General features: G+C 61.3%; 14 protein-coding genes. 9 read left to right on the top strand and 5 right to left on the bottom strand.

From position 1 onward, the window contains the following. Positions 1-2 precede the first annotated feature (2 nt). The 5 genes from efeO to ACP7A4_RS11215 form a co-directional block, all read right to left on the bottom strand. Positions 3-1,187 (bottom strand): iron uptake system protein EfeO, encoded by a 1,185-nt coding sequence (efeO, locus tag ACP7A4_RS11235; RefSeq protein ID WP_426246846.1) that lies wholly within the window; start codon positions 1,185-1,187, stop codon positions 3-5. Positions 1,188-1,195: 8 nt separating this feature from the next. Beyond that, positions 1,196-2,038, bottom strand: coding sequence for an iron uptake transporter permease EfeU (gene efeU, locus ACP7A4_RS11230; RefSeq protein ID WP_059762107.1), 843 nt, complete (start codon positions 2,036-2,038; stop codon positions 1,196-1,198). A 134-nt stretch (positions 2,039-2,172) separates the two neighbouring features. Next, positions 2,173-4,302: an FAD-dependent oxidoreductase gene (locus ACP7A4_RS11225; protein WP_426246844.1), complete on the bottom strand. Its 2,130-nt coding sequence runs from the start codon at positions 4,300-4,302 to the stop codon at positions 2,173-2,175. A gap of 48 nt (positions 4,303-4,350) precedes the next feature. After that, positions 4,351-5,178 (bottom strand): alpha/beta fold hydrolase, encoded by an 828-nt coding sequence (locus tag ACP7A4_RS11220; RefSeq protein ID WP_426246842.1) that lies wholly within the window; start codon positions 5,176-5,178, stop codon positions 4,351-4,353. A 17-nt stretch (positions 5,179-5,195) separates the two neighbouring features. Beyond that, positions 5,196-6,527, bottom strand: coding sequence for a spinster family MFS transporter (locus tag ACP7A4_RS11215; protein ID WP_059762110.1), 1,332 nt, complete (start codon positions 6,525-6,527; stop codon positions 5,196-5,198). A 253-nt stretch (positions 6,528-6,780) separates the two neighbouring features. On the opposite strand from ACP7A4_RS11215, the gene ACP7A4_RS11210 reads away from it, so the two are divergent. The 9 genes from ACP7A4_RS11210 to ACP7A4_RS11170 all read left to right on the top strand — a co-directional run bounded on the left by ACP7A4_RS11210 (position 6,781) and on the right by ACP7A4_RS11170 (position 16,979). After that, on the top strand, positions 6,781-7,515 hold the full coding sequence (locus ACP7A4_RS11210; protein ID WP_059762111.1) for an SDR family NAD(P)-dependent oxidoreductase: 735 nt from the start codon (positions 6,781-6,783) through the stop codon (positions 7,513-7,515). Between the two features lie 22 nt (positions 7,516-7,537). Beyond that, on the top strand, positions 7,538-8,311 hold the full coding sequence (locus ACP7A4_RS11205) for an SDR family NAD(P)-dependent oxidoreductase (RefSeq protein ID WP_426246840.1): 774 nt from the start codon (positions 7,538-7,540) through the stop codon (positions 8,309-8,311). A gap of 45 nt (positions 8,312-8,356) precedes the next feature. Then, the gene (locus ACP7A4_RS11200) at positions 8,357-8,986 is read left to right on the top strand and encodes a nuclear transport factor 2 family protein (RefSeq protein ID WP_059762113.1); all 630 of its coding nucleotides are present in this window, start codon (positions 8,357-8,359) and stop codon (positions 8,984-8,986) included. A gap of 9 nt (positions 8,987-8,995) precedes the next feature. After that, positions 8,996-10,069 carry an alkene reductase gene (locus tag ACP7A4_RS11195; RefSeq protein WP_426246837.1) on the top strand — a complete coding sequence of 358 codons (1,074 nt, stop codon included), beginning with the start codon at positions 8,996-8,998 and terminating at the stop codon, positions 10,067-10,069. Next, positions 10,066-11,928 (top strand): long-chain-acyl-CoA synthetase, encoded by a 1,863-nt coding sequence (locus ACP7A4_RS11190; protein WP_426246835.1) that lies wholly within the window; start codon positions 10,066-10,068, stop codon positions 11,926-11,928. Before ACP7A4_RS11195 ends, ACP7A4_RS11190 begins: the two co-directional genes overlap by 4 nt. Then, entirely contained in the window at positions 11,921-13,006 is a 1,086-nt protein-coding gene (locus ACP7A4_RS11185) for an MBL fold metallo-hydrolase (protein WP_426246833.1), read from the top strand. Before ACP7A4_RS11190 ends, ACP7A4_RS11185 begins: the two co-directional genes overlap by 8 nt. A gap of 67 nt (positions 13,007-13,073) precedes the next feature. After that, on the top strand, positions 13,074-14,744 hold the full coding sequence (locus ACP7A4_RS11180; RefSeq protein ID WP_059762117.1) for a DUF1302 domain-containing protein: 1,671 nt from the start codon (positions 13,074-13,076) through the stop codon (positions 14,742-14,744). 73 nt (positions 14,745-14,817) lie between these two features. Next, on the top strand, positions 14,818-16,029 hold the full coding sequence (locus ACP7A4_RS11175; protein ID WP_203303478.1) for a thiolase family protein: 1,212 nt from the start codon (positions 14,818-14,820) through the stop codon (positions 16,027-16,029). Positions 16,030-16,034: 5 nt separating this feature from the next. Beyond that, positions 16,035-16,979, top strand: a complete 945-nt coding sequence (locus ACP7A4_RS11170; protein WP_203303477.1) for an OB-fold domain-containing protein — start codon at positions 16,035-16,037, stop codon at positions 16,977-16,979. Positions 16,980-17,160 lie beyond the last annotated feature (181 nt).

The following is a 17,160-nucleotide window of genomic DNA, read 5'->3' as shown; positions in this document are numbered from 1 at the left end:
CCTTAAAGGCCGAGGGCGGGGTCGATTCCATCGAGTGCGTCGGCCAGAGCCTTGGCCTGGGTGCTGATGTGTTGGCGTTGCGTGCTCGTGACCGTGTCGTACGGGAGGTAGCCGTCGGGTGATTTGAGCGCATTGAATTCGGCCTCCAGCGCTGCGCTGGCGTTATCAATGTTGAGCAGGATGTCGGCGTTGTTCTTGGCCAGTAACGGGCGCAGCAGTTCCACCACTTTGCGTGTGGCTTGGAGGTTGGCGGCGAAGCCATTGATGTCGATATGGCTGTAGCGCTCTTCTTCACCGCTGTTGGCGCGGGTGTCGGCCAGGTTGTGCAGGGTGCGGGCCACAATGTTGACCAATTGCGCAGGGGGCAGTGATTGCGCCAACAGCTGTTGCTTGAGCTGCACCACATTGGCCTGCAATTGTTCGGCAACCGGGGCCAGGCCCTGGGTGCTGTGTTGGTCGAACAGACCGTATTCAAGCCGGTGAAAACCGCTGAAGCCTGGGTCTTGCTCGCGCTGCTCAAAGTAATCGGCACGGGCATTGATTGCGTTGTCCAACTCTGCCAGTCGTTGCGCCGCTGGCGCTAGGCGCTGATACGCCTCGCGAGCGGGCACATACAGGCTTTGCGCGTGCTCAAGCTCGCCCGCTGCAATGGCGTGCGACAACCCGTCAACGGCGTTGATCAACGCATTGCTTTGGCTGCTGAGGTAGACCCGAAATTCGGACAGCGGGCCGATAAAAGCGACCATTGAAGGCGGGGCCTTGGCGCTGGCTTCTGATTCAGCCGTCGGGGTGACGTGCAAGGTGCCACGCGGGTTACTGAGCAAGCCGCAGGTGATGACGTAATCGCCCGGCGCCAAGGTTGCGTTGATCACCTGGCTGAGACCGGGGGCAATGTTTTCGCGCTCTTCGACCACCAGCACGCCGTCGAGAATTTCCCATTCCACGGCGCGTTCAGAGGCATTGACGATGCGAAAGCTATTGAACCCGGCAGGCACGCTCAGTGCGTTTGGCTCGCAACTGTGGGGGTGAATCGTGACGGTGATTTCATTGCTGTGAACCTTGCGTTTGGCCGCAGCCAGTTGCGAGGCGTAATAGAACAGCCCGCCGGCCGCGATCATCACGATCACCGAGCCAGCCACTGCCCAGCGCAGGGCGCGAGGGGGTGTACCGCTTGCAGGGGTAGACATGCAGGACCTTATGGGTTTGTCACGCGAGAAGATTGAGGCGCTTGAGGGGCGCCGGGAGCCTGAAAAAACATCACCAGCGCCACCGCCAGGTACATCACATACGCACCGAGCACGCTCACGGTGGGCGCATCCTGGTACCCGAACATGCCCGCCAGCACTGAGCCTGTTGGCCCGTCCATCGGCAGGGTGGCGCTCAAATCAAAGACCACGCCTTGCAGGTGATTCCACAACCCGGCCTCGTGCAGTGCCTGCACTGAATTGGCCAAAATACCGGCGGCCACTACCAGAATGAACAGGCCGGTCCAACGGAAGAACAGGCCGAGATTGAGGCGCATGCTGCCGCTGTAAATGGCAAAGCCCACGCCAATCGCCAGCATCAGACCCAGCAGTGCGCCCACCGGGGCTGCGGGGCCTTCGCTTTGCTGGAACACGGCAAGGAGGAAAAAGACGGTTTCGAGGCCTTCACGGGCCACGGCAAAAAACACCATCGCAATCAGCGCCGTGACGTGGTGTTTGGAGCCAGCGAGGGCGTGATCCAGCGAGGTGTGCAATGTGTGCTTGATCGAGCGCGCGACCTTACGCATCCAAAACACCATGGAACTGAGAATGCCCACGGCGATCAGGCCGACAATGCCTTCGAACAGTTCCTGTTGTTTTTGCGGGAATTCGGCACTCATCAATTCCAGGCCACCGCCGACCAACAGCGACAAGGCGGCGGCCAGAAACACGCCGATCCACACGGCGGGCATCCACTGCCCGCGTCCGGTTTGCTTGAGGTAACTGGCAATGATGCCGACGATAAGCGCGGCCTCAATCCCTTCGCGCAGCATGATCAGAAATGGAACCAGCATGGGAAGCGCACCGCGTTACGAATTAGATAGGGTGCTAATTTGTAACATAGTGATACGTATTGCTAAACAAGAATTGATTGCATTCGCTGAACGGTGGCTGAACAGATGACGTAAGCCTGCCGTCTTTGCAGCGCTCAGGCTTCCCGTCCAGCCTTATGGCCCGCGCTGATGGCGCCTTCGATGTAACCGATGTGCTGACAATCGCCAATACTGCGCGCCTCAAGCCCGGCACGGGTCAGTTCATCCAGCAGACGGGTATCGGGTTGCGCGCCAATCGCCAGCACCACCGAATCGGCCGCACTGGTGCCGTGTTGGCCGTCTGCCAATTGATAATGCACTGCACGGGCATCAATCAGCGTGACGCTGGCGTGGGTGATGAGCTGGCCACCCAGCGCGCCAATTTCATGCAGCACCCGCCAGCGCCGCACGATGGCCAGCTCGCGCCCCAGATGGCCGGAACTTTCCAGCACGCACACCTCACGCCCGCGTGCGATCAGGAACTCTGCCAGTTCCAGCCCTACCAGTCCGCCGCCGATAATGGTCACGCGTTTGCCCAGCGGCATCCATACCCGTGACAGTTTTTGCAGGGCTTCGCTGCTGTCGGTGATCCCCGCCAGGCTGCCGGCTTTCATCATTGCGCGTTGGGTGAGCGACAATTTACGTTTGGCGATTTCATCGGCCCGGTCGCCGGTCATTAAGCGGCGCAACTCGTCGCCGCTCCAGACGTGATCCAGGTGTGCACCGGGGATGGAGGGGGCGGCGCGCTCGGCGCCCACGGCCACCAGCACCTGATCGGCGCCAAGGTCGCGCAGCAAAGCGGGGTTGGCGAGGGTGTTGAGGCGAATATCAATGCTCGAGTGCTGCACCTGGGCGCGCAGGTTGTCCAGCAGCCGTGCGTTTTCGGCATAGGCCAAACCGGCAAAAAACAGCGTGCCGCCCAAGCGGTCACTGCGCTCGAGCAAGGTCACGCGGTGCCCGCGCAGGCTGGCCACGCGCGCGGCTTCCATGCCCGCCGGGCCAGCGCCCACGACCACTACGTGGCGGGGCGTGAGGGCAGGGCTGATGAGGTATTCGAACTCGTGCCCGGTCATGGGGTTGACCGCACATTTGACCCGCTCGTTGACAAAAATCTGGCTCACGCACACGTAACAGTAAATGCACGGGCGAATGCTGGCGGGTTGTTCATTGAGCAGCTTGTTGGGCAAGTCAGGGTCGGCCAGCAGCTTGCGGCCCATGGCGATGAAGTCGCAGTCGCCACGCTTCAAGGCAGCTTCTGCGACCTCAGGCTCGATGCGTCCGACAGCAATCACTGGCACCTGCACGCTGCGCTTGAGCGCAGCCGTCCATTGCATAAAGCCCGCCGGTTGATGCACCAGCGGCGCCTCGGTAAACACTTCGCCGCTGATGATGCGTGCACTGGCAGACACGCTGATCGCGTCGACGCCTGCGGCTTGAGCCATGCACGCAACGGCCTTGGCGTCTTCCAGCGTGATACCGCCGGGGGTATGCAGCTCTTGGGCATCCAGGCGTAGCCACAGGCCGAATTGGGCACCGACTTTGGCCCGCACTGCGGCGATGATTTGCAGCAGCAAACGCGCGCGGTTTTGCAGTGACCCGCCGTATTGATCCTCGCGCTGGTTGTAATACGCAGAAAGAAAGCCCGCGATGATGTAACCGTGGGCTGCGTGCAGTTCTACGCCATCAAAGCCTGCACGTTGGGCGCGCTCGGCGGCGCTGGCGAACCAGTCGATCATTTGGGCAATGTCGGCGTCGTCCATGACCCGGATTGGAGACCCTTCGGCGCGGCGTTTCATGGAACTGACAAAGTTGGCCAGTTCTTGGGGCGTCAGCGCCGCCATCATGTCGCTTTGCAGCACCGGCGGGACGGAAGGCACCCACAATTGGCGACCTTCAGCCATGTCGCGTACCGAGGTCTTGCCTGCATGTTGCAGTTGCATGGCAATTTTGGCGCCGTGCTGGTGAACCCGGTCCGCGAGGCGGCTGAGGCCGGGGATGAAGTCGTCGCTGGACACTCCCACCTGAAACGGTTCGGCGGTGCCAGCCGGGAAGGCCACCGAACACACACCCATGATCAGCAAGCCCGCGCCGCCACGGGCACGGGCTTCGTAATAGGCTTGAATGCGCTCGCCGCACTGGCCGTCGGCCTCGGCGTAGTTGGACCCCATGGGCGCCATGATGATGCGGTTACGTACTGTGAGTGAGCCGATGCGACCGGGAGCCAGCAACTGAGGGAATGTTGTCATTGTGATGTCAGCCCAAGCAGATGTTTTGAAGGGGGTAGGCGCGGGTGTTTACGCTTTCAAAAATGCCAGGCACGAGGTGTTGAACAGCTCACGGTGTTCAACTTGCACCCAATGACCGCAGCGGTTGAGCAGGATGAAGCGCGCATTCGGTGCGTGTTTGAGCACTTTCAAGGCACCACTGGCCGGGTTGAAATGGTCGTCTGTGCCCCAGAACCCCAAAATCGGCGCTTGCAGCTCCTCAAGGCGTTCGGTCATGTTCGCCACCTTCATCGTCGAGAACAAATGGCGCGGTTGATGCACCGCCACGGCCACGCGCTCGGCCAGCAAGGTGTCGTCCAGCTGCGAGCTGTCGAACAGTTGCAGGCTCATGACCTGGCGCATCTGTTCAATGCCCAGCGGCCCTGCGTTGTACAACTCGACCATGCGCTGGATACCGATCATGTTGAAGTAGGTGTCGCGGTCTTCGACGCCGCCGGGGGCCATCAGGATCAGTTTTTCCACCCGTTGTGGCTCGGCCAGTGCCAGCCCCAGCGCAATGGCACCGCCCAGCGAATTACCAAGCAACGTGGCCCGCCGGACCCCGACCGCCTTGAGAAACCCCGAGAGCGCGTTGACGAAAAAATCCAGGTCGTAGTGCACGTCTTCGGGTTTGTCCGAGCGCCCAAACCCGGGCAAGTCCAGCACCAGGTTACGAAAGCCTGCCGCAGCAAACGCCGGGTAATTGCCTTTGAAGTTACTGAACCCGCTGGCGCCGGGGCCGCTGCCATGCAGCCACACCACCACGGGGCCGCAGCCCTCATCCAGAAAATGCAGGCGCAGGCCGTTATCCAGCGTGACGAAATGCCCGATTGGCAGGGGCAGGTCTTGTTCAGTCATCAGGCTATCTCCAGGCATCAGGCAGTGACCGCTTTGCCCAAGGGCGCGGCGGCAGAGGTGGGGTTGAGCAGGTGGTTGCGATAGCGCGGCAAGGCCAGGGCCAAAAAGATCGACGCCAACACCAGCAGCGACACGCAAGAGGCCAGGGCATAGCGCAGGCCTTCGTGACCCAGCGTGTGGGCGAAACCGTCGCTGAGCATGCCAATCAATAGCGGTCCGACCCCCACGCCGAGCAAGGTCATGGACATCACGAAAATAGCCGTGGCCTGGGCCAGACGCGTGGCCGGGAACAGGTGTGAAATAGCGCCCAGACACGGGGTTGCCCACCATGTGCCGAAGAAGCTGAACACCGAATAAAACAGGAAGGCGGTAGGCACGGGTGTAGTGCCGACATAAAACGCAGTACCGGTTGGCCACAGAAAATACGCCAGCGCGAACGGAATGCTGATCAGTGTGCCCAGCAACGGCACACCGATTTGCCAGCCTTTGTCGCGCCGCGCCAATCGGTCGCACAAAATGCCGCAGGTGAGGGTGCCAAACGTTGCGCCCGCACCGCCTGCCACCCCGGCCAGCAGCCCGGCGTCTTGCAGGCTCAGGCCGTGGGAGCGAATCAAAAAGCTCGGGCTCCAGGTGCCAATGGCATAGCCTGCGATGGCGGCGGAGCCGCCGGTGAGCACAATCCACAAAAATGACGGGGTTTGAAACAGTTGCCGCACCGTCACCGCCCAGTGGTCTTGCAGCACATCTGCCGCTTTGACCAGTTGCGCCGGTTTAGGCGCACGCACCGTGAGCAACAGCAGCAGGCCGAGGAAAATACCCGGTGCCCCGATGATCACAAACGCATGCCGCCAACCGTAGTGTTGAGCGATCCAGCCACCCAGACCCAAGCCAAAGATCGCGCCGAGGCTGGAACCGAGCATCAACACTGACAGGGCCGTTGAGCGGCGATGCGGGGGGTACAAATCGGAGACCATCGCCATCGACGGTGCGGTGCCCCCGGCCTCACCGATGGCCACGCCGATACGCGCCACCACCAGCATGCTGAAACTGGCGGCCAGGCCGCAGAACATGGTCATCACGCTCCAGGCGATACAACTGAACGCGATCACGGATTTACGGCCGATGCGATCGGACAAGCGCCCGAGTGGAAAGCCGAACACGGTGTAAAACACGGCAAAGGTCACGCCCGATAGCAAACCGATGCCCGTATCGGAAATACCGAATTCGGCTTTAACGGGTTCAATCAAAATCGCCATCAACAGGCGGTCGATGTAATTGAACACGTAGATGGCGGCGAGCACGCCTAACGCATAGTGAGTTCGCCAAGTGGGACGCAAAGGTGTGGTCACGACGGGTTCTCCCGGTTTTTTGTTCTAGTGGGGGTGTTATTTCACAAGGGCTGCGCGGGGGGCATCGTCCATTCAGACCAAATGACTCGCTCGCAGCGTGCGGCAACGATTTCACGCGATAAATCATCGCTTCGCGGTTTAGTCCCATCGGACGATGTTACGCGTGGGTGCTCAGTCAATCATTGCTCCCGTATCCCGCCATCAGCCTTAACACGCTGTAGTCGGGCAGCTGTTTGGCAAGCGGGAGGGTTGCATGAAATTACTCAATAAAGTGGCTTTTATAACGGGCGCAGGCCAAGGCATGGGCCGAGCCATTGTTCGCTATTTTGCCGGGCAGGGCGCCATCGTGGTCGCTGCCGACATCAATCTGGAGGCCGCACGCCAAACCATCGAAGGGTTGGGCGATAAAGCCTTGGCAGTCAGTTGCAACGTGGCGGACAGCGATAGCGTCGCCAGCGCGATGGCGGCCGTGTACGCACAGTTTGCCCGCTTCGACATTCTGGTGAACAACGCCGGTATCGGCTCCATAGATGCTTTCGCAGACACGCCGGATGAACACTGGCAGCGTGTGATCGGGGTCAACCTCACCGGGCCGTTTTTCTGTAGCCGCGAAGCCGTGAAGCTGATGCTCAAGGACGGCACGCGCGGTGTGGTGATCAACATCTCCAGCACTGCCGCGCTGACGGGCGAAGGCCCTGGCCATTACTGCGCAGCCAAGGCCGGGGTGATGGGGCTGACACGCAGCATGGCCCGCGAATTGGCCGGACACGGCATTCGGGTGAACACCCTGGTTCCCGGCCCGACCAACACCCCGATGATGGCCGACATTCCCGAAGACTGGATGCACAGCATGCTCAAGGCCATCCCGCTGGGCCGAATGGGCGAAACCGATGAAATCGCGCGCGCGGCGGCATTTTTGGCCAGCGATGACGCGAGTTTCATCACCGGGCAAAACCTCGCCGTGAACGGCGGTATGGCCTTTATCTAATCGGGTGACGGGAGTGTCAGGCATGGGTAATTGTTTGCAAGACAAAGTGGCCTTTATCACCGGCGCCGGTTCCGGCATCGGCGCGGCAACCGCGTTGCGGTTTGCACAAGAAGGCGCCCTGGTGGTGCTGTGTGGCCGGCGTATCGAGCCGCTTGAAGCAGTGGCGGCGCAGATCCGCGACGGCGGTGGGCGTGCCGAATGCGCGGTGGCCGATGTCAGCGATGAAGCCGCGTACGTCGCCGCCATCGGCGCGGCCGCCGAGCGTAACGGGCGGCTGGATATTTTGGTCAATAACGCGATGGCTTATAGCTGGGGGGCGATTGACAGCACCTCAACGGCTGACTGGCATTCCAACTTCGCCACCACGGTGGACGGCACGTTCTGGGGCACGCGCACCGCCCTGAGTGTGATGCGCGCCCAGGGCAGCGGCTCGATCATCAATATCGCGTCTATCTGCGGGCTGTTCGGCACACCGTGGATGGCCGGGTATTCGGCGGCAAAAGCTGCGGTGATCAACTTCAGCCGCGCGGCGGCCAGTGAAGGTGCCAGCCACAACATTCGCTGCAACGTGGTGATTCCGGGGGTCATCGAAACCCCGGCCACCGGCGGCATGCTGGCTGACAACACGACGCGCGCCAATACCGAAAAACTGATCCCGCTCAAGCGTGTGGGGCAACCCCGTGAAGTGGCCAACGCCATTTTGTTTTTAGCCAGCGACGAAGCCTCGTACATCACCGGCGCCAGTGTGCCGGTCGATGGCGGGCGCAGCAGCGAGCTGTACACGGTATTGGAATAGCCCTCAGGGGCACGGCTTTTAAAGATCGCTTTAAGGACACCGTTTATGGAACAGAACGCCTTGCTCGTTCGTATCGACCGGTTGGAGTCGATTGAAGAAATTCGTCAGTTGGCCGGTAAATACGCATTGTCGCTGGACATGCGTGACCTCGACGCACACGTCAACCTGTTCGCCGAAGACATCCGGGTCGGTCGTGAAAAAACCGGGCGCGCGCACCTCAAGGCTTGGGTCGATGACACGCTGCGCGAGCAGTTTCATGGCACCTCCCATCACCTGGGTCAGCACGTGATCGAGTTCACCGACGCCGATCATGCCGTGGGCGTGGTGTATTCCAAGAACGAGCACGAGACCGGCCCCGAGTGGGTGACCATGCAGATGCTGTATTGGGATGACTACGAGCGCAGGCAGGGCCGTTGGTATTTTCGTCGCCGCTTGCCCTGCTACTGGTACGCCAGTGACTTGAACAAACCGCCGATAGGCACGCAAAAAATGCGCTGGCCGGGGCGGGAACCCTATGCCGGCACGTTTCACGATTTGTTCCCGTCATGGAGCGAGTTTTGGGCCACCCGCCCGGACAAGGCGCAACTGCCTGAAGTGGCCACACCTGCGCCCCTGGAACACTTTCTTGCCACCCTGCGCCGTGGGGCTGGCGCACCGAAAATCCGCGTGCGCTGAGGAGCTGCCATGAGCATTTTGTTTGAACCTGTGCGTCTGGGTGATCTGCATTTGGCCAATCGCATCGTCATGGCGCCCATGACCCGCAGCCGCGCCGATCAACACGGCGTGCCAACGGCCGAGATGGTTGAGTATTACCGCCAGCGGGCGTGCGCCGGACTGATTGTGGCCGAAGGCACTGCGCCTTCGGCCAGCGGACTGGGCTATTGCCGCACACCGGCGATTTATAACGCAGCGCACATCGCCGCCTGGAAAGCGGTGACCGATGCGGTGCATGCCGAAGGCGGCTTGATCGTGTTGCAACTGATGCATGTCGGGCGAGCCGCGAGTGCGCACAACAAACCCGCAGGGGCGGCGACTGTTGCGCCATCGGCCTTGCGCGCGCGCACCCAGTTGTTCACCGATGCACATGGGCTGATGGATGCCGACGAACCTCAGGCGCTGTCCGTATCAGGCATCGCGCAGGTGGTGGAGCAATACCGCCAGGCAGCGTTGAACGCCCGCGAAGCCGGGTTTGATGGGGTTGAATTGCACGCCACCAGCGGCTACTTGCCGATGCAGTTCATGGCCTCGGGCAGCAACCGGCGTGACGATGCTTACGGTGGCAGCGTGGCAAACCGCATGCGTTTCCCCACGCAAGTGCTGACCGCGATGGCTTCGGCCATTGGCGCAGGGCGGGTCGGGCTGCGGCTGTGCCCCGGTAATCCGTTCAACGACATCAGCGATGACGACCCGCAGGCCACGGCCGAAGCGTTGTGCAAAGCCGCTGAACCGCTGGATTTGGCCTATGTGCACATCATGCGTTCGCCATTGGCTGAACTGGACGCCTTCGCCCTGGCGCAACGGCATTGCAGCAGCGGGTTGATTTTGAATGACGGTTTTGACGGCGCCAGTGCTGAGGCGGCGTTGCAAGCAGGCCAGGGCGAGGCGGTGTCGTTTGCCCGCCACTTTATCGCCAACCCGGACCTTGTCGAGCGCCTGCGCCACGGCCTGCCACTGGCACGTTTGGAGCGCAAAACCCTGTATTCCCCAGGCCCTGAGGGTTACAGCGATTACCCACGGGCCGGAGCGCTGGCGCCATGAATGACATGACCCCTATCAGCGCCAGCCGGGTAACACGCCAACAGCCCGTACCGCGCGAGCACACCCAGGCGCTGCTTGACGTGCGTGCAGCCGCCAGCGCACGGATCAAACCCGCCGACCTGTACACCTTGGCTGACCGCCTTGAAGCGCAAGCGCTGCACTGTGCTGACCGGCCCTTTTTGATCGATGGCCCCGAGACGTTCAGTTACGCTCAGGTCGATGCCCATGCCCACCGCATGGCCCATGTGTTTTACGACAACGGGCTGCGCCCCGGCGATGTGTGTGCGCTGGCGATGGAAAATCGCCCGGCGTTTTTTTTCAGTTGGTTCGCGCTGGTCAAACTCGGCGCCGTGGTGGCCTTTATCAACACCCAAGTCAGCGGCAAGCCGCTGGTGCATGCGCTGGCGTCCACGGGTGCCAAGGCGGTGGTGCTGGGTGAAGAATGCCTGAGCAATATGTTGTGCACTGAGGGTTTACCGGATGTGCCGTGGTGGTTGATTGCCGATGCGCAAAACCCGTGTGAGGTGGCGCTGCCTGCCAGGGTGGACACAAGCATTGAGCAGCAAATAGAGCGTGCGCCGCGCACCCCGTTCCCCCGTGAATACCGGGCCAATATCCCTGCCCAGAGCACCACGCTGCTGATTTTTACCTCGGGCACCACCGGTCTGCCCAAGGCGGCGTGTTACAGCCATATGCGCTGGATGGCGTCCGGTGATGTGATGCACGTCACCCTAGGCGCTACCTGCGAGGATGTGTTTTATTGCTGCCTGCCGCTGTACCACGGGGCAGCGGCCACCTCGGTCACGTCCACGGCCCTGAGCGCAGGGGCGAGCATTGTGGTGCGGCGCAAATTCAGCGTGCGCGAGTTCTGGCCCGATGTGCGCAAGCACCGCATCACGACCTTTCAATACATCGGCGAGATCTGCCGTTACCTGCTCAATCAACCTGGCGTTGCCGGTGAACGTCAGCACAGCTTGCGGTACATGTTGGGTGCCGGGCTGACGGCCGAGGCGTGGCAGCGTTGGCTTGAGCGTTTTGGCCCCATCCAGGTGTTTGAAGGCTGGGGCGCGACAGAAGCCAATGCCAACCTGATCAATGTCGACAACTACGTGGGTTCTTGCGGGCGCGTGCCGGACTGGAGCCGCACCAACTTGCGGCTGGTGCGCTATGACGTCGAAAGCGACAGTCATCCACGCGACGAACAGGGGTTTTATCAGCGTTGCCTGCCTGGCGAAGTGGGGGAAGCGATGGGGTTAATCGTCAACCATCCGCACAGTGGTGGTGGCCGCTTTGAGGGTTACACCAACCCGCACGCCACTGAAAGCAAGATCCGCCGCGACGTGTTTGAGGCAGGCGACGCCTATTGGAGTTCGGGCGATTTACTGCGCTACGACGACGATGGGTATTTCTACTTTGTGGACCGCATAGGCGACACCTTCCGCTGGAAAAGTGAAAACGTGTCGACCCTCGAAGTGGCCGACACGCTGAGTGACTTGCCAGGCCTTGAGCTGATCAACGTGTACGGGGTTCAGGTGCCGCAGCACGAGGGGCGCGCCGGAATGGCTGCGATTCTGATGCAGGCCGGTCAGTGCTTTGACCCGCACACTTTTTATGACCTGACCGAGGCGCGCTTGCCGCGCTATGCCGCGCCACTGTTTGTGCGGGTATCGGCCGCTGCCGACCTGACCAGCACCTTCAAATTGCGCAAAGTCGATTTGCAACGCCAAGGCTATGCGCCCGAACTGTTTGCCGACCCGCTGTTTGTGCGTGACGACAGCGCAGGCACTTATCAGCCGTATTCATTGGACGCTCTGGCGCGTGCCGGTTTGCCGCCATTCGTGGGCAACGGCCATGCGTGAAATCGACGCCCAGGGCCATGAATGGCGTGATGGCCTGCGTTATCCGTGGCCGCACGCCCCGGCCAATGGGCAGGTGCAGGTCGTGGCCGAGGGCGTTGTGTGGTTACGCATGCCGCTGCCCTTTGGTCTGGACCACATCAACCTGTATTTGCTGCGCCACGGCGATGGCTGGGTGGCAGTCGACACCGGCCTCAACACCGCGCAATGCCGCACGGTGTGGGAGCAGGTGTTTGTCGAGGTCATGGGCGGCCTGCCGCTCAAAGCGGTGATCTGCACCCACTTTCACAGCGATCACACCGGCGTGGTGGGATGGCTGGCAGAGCGCTTTCGTTGCCCGGTGTTGATGACCTTGGGCGAGTTCGACGCACTGCATCACGGGCCACCGCAAAGTGCGACGCCGGACTGGGCGTTTCTGGACTTCTATCAACAAGCCGGTTTCAGCGAGACAGACGCCGCCGCGCTGCTGCCCTTGATTCAGGTCGAGCATTTTCGTCCCCAGACGGTGGCCGGTTTTATCCGCCTGAATCAGGGCAGTGAGTTGATCATCGGCCACCGCCGCTGGCAGGTGGTGGTGGGCAGCGGCCATTCACCCGAGCACGCGTGCCTGTATGCCGCGCACGATCGGCTGCTGATTTCAGGCGATCAAGTATTGCCGCGTATTACCTCAACGGTCGCGGTGCATGTCACTGAACCCCAAGCCAACCCATTGCGCGACTGGCTCGACTCCATCGAGCGCTTGCGGGTGATCCCGGACAGCGTGCTGGTCCTGCCTGCGCATGAGCGACCGTTTTTTAATCTGCATGCGCGCCTTGATCAATTGCGTGATCACCACGCGGGCCATTTGCAGCAGTTGCTCGACGCCTGTGCAACGCCGCGCACGGCGCTGGAGATGATGGCGGTGCTGTTTAAAAAACGCACGGGGCGTTTTGACGACTTGATGGCCGTGGGCGAGACGCTGGCGCACGCCAACTACCTCATGGCCCGGGGAACCCTGGTGCGTGAGGCGCAAGGCGGGCTGCTGCGTTATCAGCGCACCCGCACCGGCCTCACCCCGTTCAACCCGCTCGAGCTGTGTTGAGTGGGCGTGTGCAATGACGCTTGAACCCATCGATGCGGCCTGCGTGTCGCGAATCAGGAGAGTCAGTGTGATCAATAAAAACAACAATAAATGGCCGGAGCTTCGCCCGCACAAGGTCCAGGTCACCGGTTTGGCCGCCGCCGTTGCGTTGGTGTCCGGCCCGCTGTGGGCCGGTGAAACCCTTGAGTTCGATAACGGCGCGACCCTGGATTGGTCGGTGACCACCAGTTATGGCATCGGTATGCGGCTGGGTGATCCGAGCAACCGGCTAATGGGCATCAATGCCGACGACCCCAACCGCAACTTTGACCAGCACAGCCTCACCACCAACCGCGTGGGTGCACTGGGCGAGATGATCTTGCGCAAGGACAACTACGGCGCCGTGGTGCGCGCCAGTACCTTTTATGACGATGTGTATCATCGCGGCAACGACAACGATTCCCCCGCCACGGTCAACAAATACGGGAGCAATGACACCTTCACCCGCGACACGCGCACGTTCAGTGGCGGGCGCACGCGCTTGCTCGATGCATATGTCTTCGGCGGCTGGCGCTTTGCGAACGACACCATGCTCGACGTCAAGGCTGGCCGGCATATCGAGTCGTGGGGTGAAAGCCTGTACTACCCCGGCGTTAACGGTGTGCAGAACCCGTCCGATGCGGTCAAGGCCGCGCAACCGGGGGTCGAGGTCAAGGAAGTGCTGCTGCCGGTCGGGCAGGTCTCGGCGTCGTACCGCATCAACCCGCAAATCACCTTGGGCGGCTACGTGCAATACGAATGGAAGGGCACCGAACTGCCCCCCGTGGGCAGCTACTTATCGACCTCGGACGTGATCGGCCCGGGCCGTGAATTTTTGTACGGTGCCGGGGGCGCCAAGGTGCCTTACAACGGCACGGATGAGCCAAGGGACAGCGGGCAGTGGGGCGCACAGATCCGCTTTCGCCCGTTGCCTGAACTGGAAATGTCGCTGTTCCATGTGGTGTACCACGACAAAAACCCGGCCACCGCCTTGATGGGCTATGACCCGCTGCCAATCAACAATGGCCAGTACGCGTACACCAGTAACGGTTATCGCATCAAATACTTCGAAGACATCAAACTCACAGGGATCAGTGCCACCACCAAGGTCGGTGACACCCAGATCGGCGCCGAGTGGTCGTACCGCGACGGTGCGCCGGTGATGGTCAATACCGGGCTTGGGCCAGTGCCGACCCGGGGCAAAGGTCAGCAATTGCAAGTTTCGGCAATGCGCATTCTGGGGGACCGGCCGTGGGCCAGTCAGACCACCTTGACCGGTGAAATCGTCACCGTGCGCGTGGACGACGTGGAAGATGCCTCGGGCGCGCCGAACTTGCAGGGCCTGCCCCTGGACCCGCGCTATGCAGGCGCCGTGCAGTCGTCCAACGATTACACCTATAAAACCGGCTCAGCCTGGCGCACGCGCTCCTCCAGTGCCTATACCGTGGGTGCGTCCTTCAGCTATCCGGGGGTTTTCACGGGGTGGGACCTGGAAGTACCGCTGACCTATTCCGATGTCTTCAGCGGAGCGGCACCGATGTCCGGCACCATCGCCGGGGTGGCGGGGGACCGGCGTCTGAGCGCAGGCACCACCTTCAAATACCTGAGCAACCTGGAAGTGTCGCTCAAGTACATCGCGTACCTGGGCGAACCGGACCCGGTCAAGCGTCCATTGGCTGACCGTGATTACGCCACGTTTTCGATGAAATACACGTTCTGAACCCCGGCTGCCTGTCGGGGCGAGCAAGCTTGGGCCGACAGGCGTGTGTTGAATTGACGAAAGAGAGAAACCCATGGGGCTTAAAGGTCATGCGGCCATTGTTGGCAGCGCGCAGTACACACCCGAAAAATACGCCACGGCGCCGCGTATGTTTCATCTGGAGCAAGTGGCGGATCTGGCCGCGCAGGCGCTGCGTGATGCCGGGTTACAGGCATCCGACCTCGACGGTCTGGTGATTAACGGCCCGCAATTTCACGAAGCCTCGGTGTTCGTCCCCGCGATGGCGGCCGAGTACCTTGGGTTGCAGCTTAACTTTGCCGAGGTGGTGGACCTGGGCGGCTGCACTTCGGTGGGGATGGTGTGGCGGGCAGCCGCCGCCATTGAGCTGGGGTTGTGTCAGGCAGTGCTCTGCGTGCTGCCTGCGCGCATGGCGCCGATGGGCCCCGATGAAGACCCGAGCTGGATGGCGCGGGCCATGCGTTTTGGCGGCCACAGCACCGCCTTCGGGGCGCCGGAAGCCGAATTTGATTTGCCGTACGGGCACATGGGGCAAAACACCGGCTACGCCATGATTGCCCAACGATATGGCGCGCAATACGGCTATGACCCCCGGGCGCTGGCCAAAATAGCCGTCGATCAGCGCACCAACGCGCAGTACAACCCGCAGGCGATGTTCTATGGCCAGCCGCTGACCATCGAGCAGGTGTTGGCGAGCAAAAAAGTCGCTGATCCGCTGCATGTGCTGGAGATCGTCATGCCCGTGGCCGGAGGCGCCGCATTGATCATTGCGTCCAAAGAGGTGGCCGCACGCGCGCGCAAACGTCCGTCTTACATCACAGGGTTTGGCGAACACCTGGCGTACAAATCGCCCTCTTATGCCCGCGACATGCTGCACACCCCCATCGGCCCTGCTTCGCGCCGCGCCTTTGACATGGCGGGGCTTAAGCCCAAGGACGTGGACGCCGCCCAAATCTACGATTGCTACACCATCACGGCACTACTGACCCTTGAGGATGCGGGCTTTTGCGCCAAGGGCGAGGGCATGAGTTTTGTGCGCGAACACGACTTGACCTGGCGCGGGGATTTCCCGATGAACACCCATGGCGGGCAACTCAGTTTTGGCCAGGCCGGGTCGGCGGGCGGGATGAGCCAAGTGATAGAAGCCGTGACGCAAATTGCCGGAGGGGCGGGCGCGCGCCAACTCAAACGGTGCGACAGCGTGTACGTCTCAGGCACCGGTGGGGTGATGAGTGAGCAGGGCGCGCTGATACTTCAGGGAGCATGAATCCAATGTCCAATAACAAACCAATGCCTGTTGCGACCGAGATTTCCGCACCGTTCTGGGAAGGCTTAAAGGCCGAACGCGTGCTGATTCAGCAGTGCAACGCGTGCAGCCACTGGGTGTTTTACCCACGGCGGCATTGTCCGGCCTGCTTGGCCCACGACCTGAGCTGGCGTGAAGTCAGCGGCGGCGCAACGCTCTACAGTTTTACCGTGACGCGCATCCCGACCTTGCCTGATTTTGCCGACGAAATGCCGCAGATACTGGCGGTGATCGAGTTGGACCAAGGGGTGCGTATCAACAGCAATCTGGTTGGACTGGATGAGTGCGAGGTGAACATTGGCATGCGTCTGCAACCGGTATTTGCCGAGGTGGATGCCAAAGGCAATCGGTTGTTGCGCTTTACCGGGGTCGACAAAGACGCAGCCGGCCTTAAAACCTGGGGCGCGGCCGAGCAGCCTGTACCTGTGAGTGAACCGGGCGTTGCACGGCGCCAGATAGCGTTGGATGACGTCGACGCGTTGCAGTCACTGATCAGCGAAACGTTCAGCCCGTGGAGCAATCAGGTGGTGGTTGACCAGGCCCTGATCGATGCGTTCGCGCAATTGTCCGGCGATGACTACTGGATTCACACCGACCCCGAGCGGGCGCGCAAACACAGCCCGTTTGGCGGCACCATCGCACACGGAGCGCTGGTGCAGATTTTGCAGTCACGCCTGCAACTGAACCTGGGGTATGAAATCACCGGTTTCAGCAACATGGTCAACTACGGCTCGAATCGCTTGCGCTTCCCGGCACCTGTGCCTGCGGGGTCAACCATTCACGCGCGAGCCAGGGTCAAACAGGTTGAACAAATCAAAAGCGGTACTCAACTGACCCTCGAAATCAACACCCATGTGCTGGGCAACGACCGTCCTTCGGTCATCAATGAACTGGTAATCGTGTATTTGTAGCAGCGATCTGCAAGGCGACGTCCGACTGCGAAGAGCGCGGACTGCCTGAGACACCACGTTGAAAGGTTTCACGGCCGCTTCGCGCCCGGACGCAGCCTCGCATTACTCGTCAGCGACTACACCGAGTTGGGCGTAGCAGTTGCCGCAGGGTACGTCCGATTGTGAAGTGATCGTAAATCCA

The organism is Pseudomonas sp. TWR3-1-1 (assembly GCF_049896545.1).
GTDB lineage: Bacteria > Pseudomonadota > Gammaproteobacteria > Pseudomonadales > Pseudomonadaceae > Aquipseudomonas > Aquipseudomonas weihenstephanensis.
The sequence above is the reverse complement of the archived record's forward strand: the minus strand, read 5'-3'. Positions and strand labels throughout refer to the sequence as shown.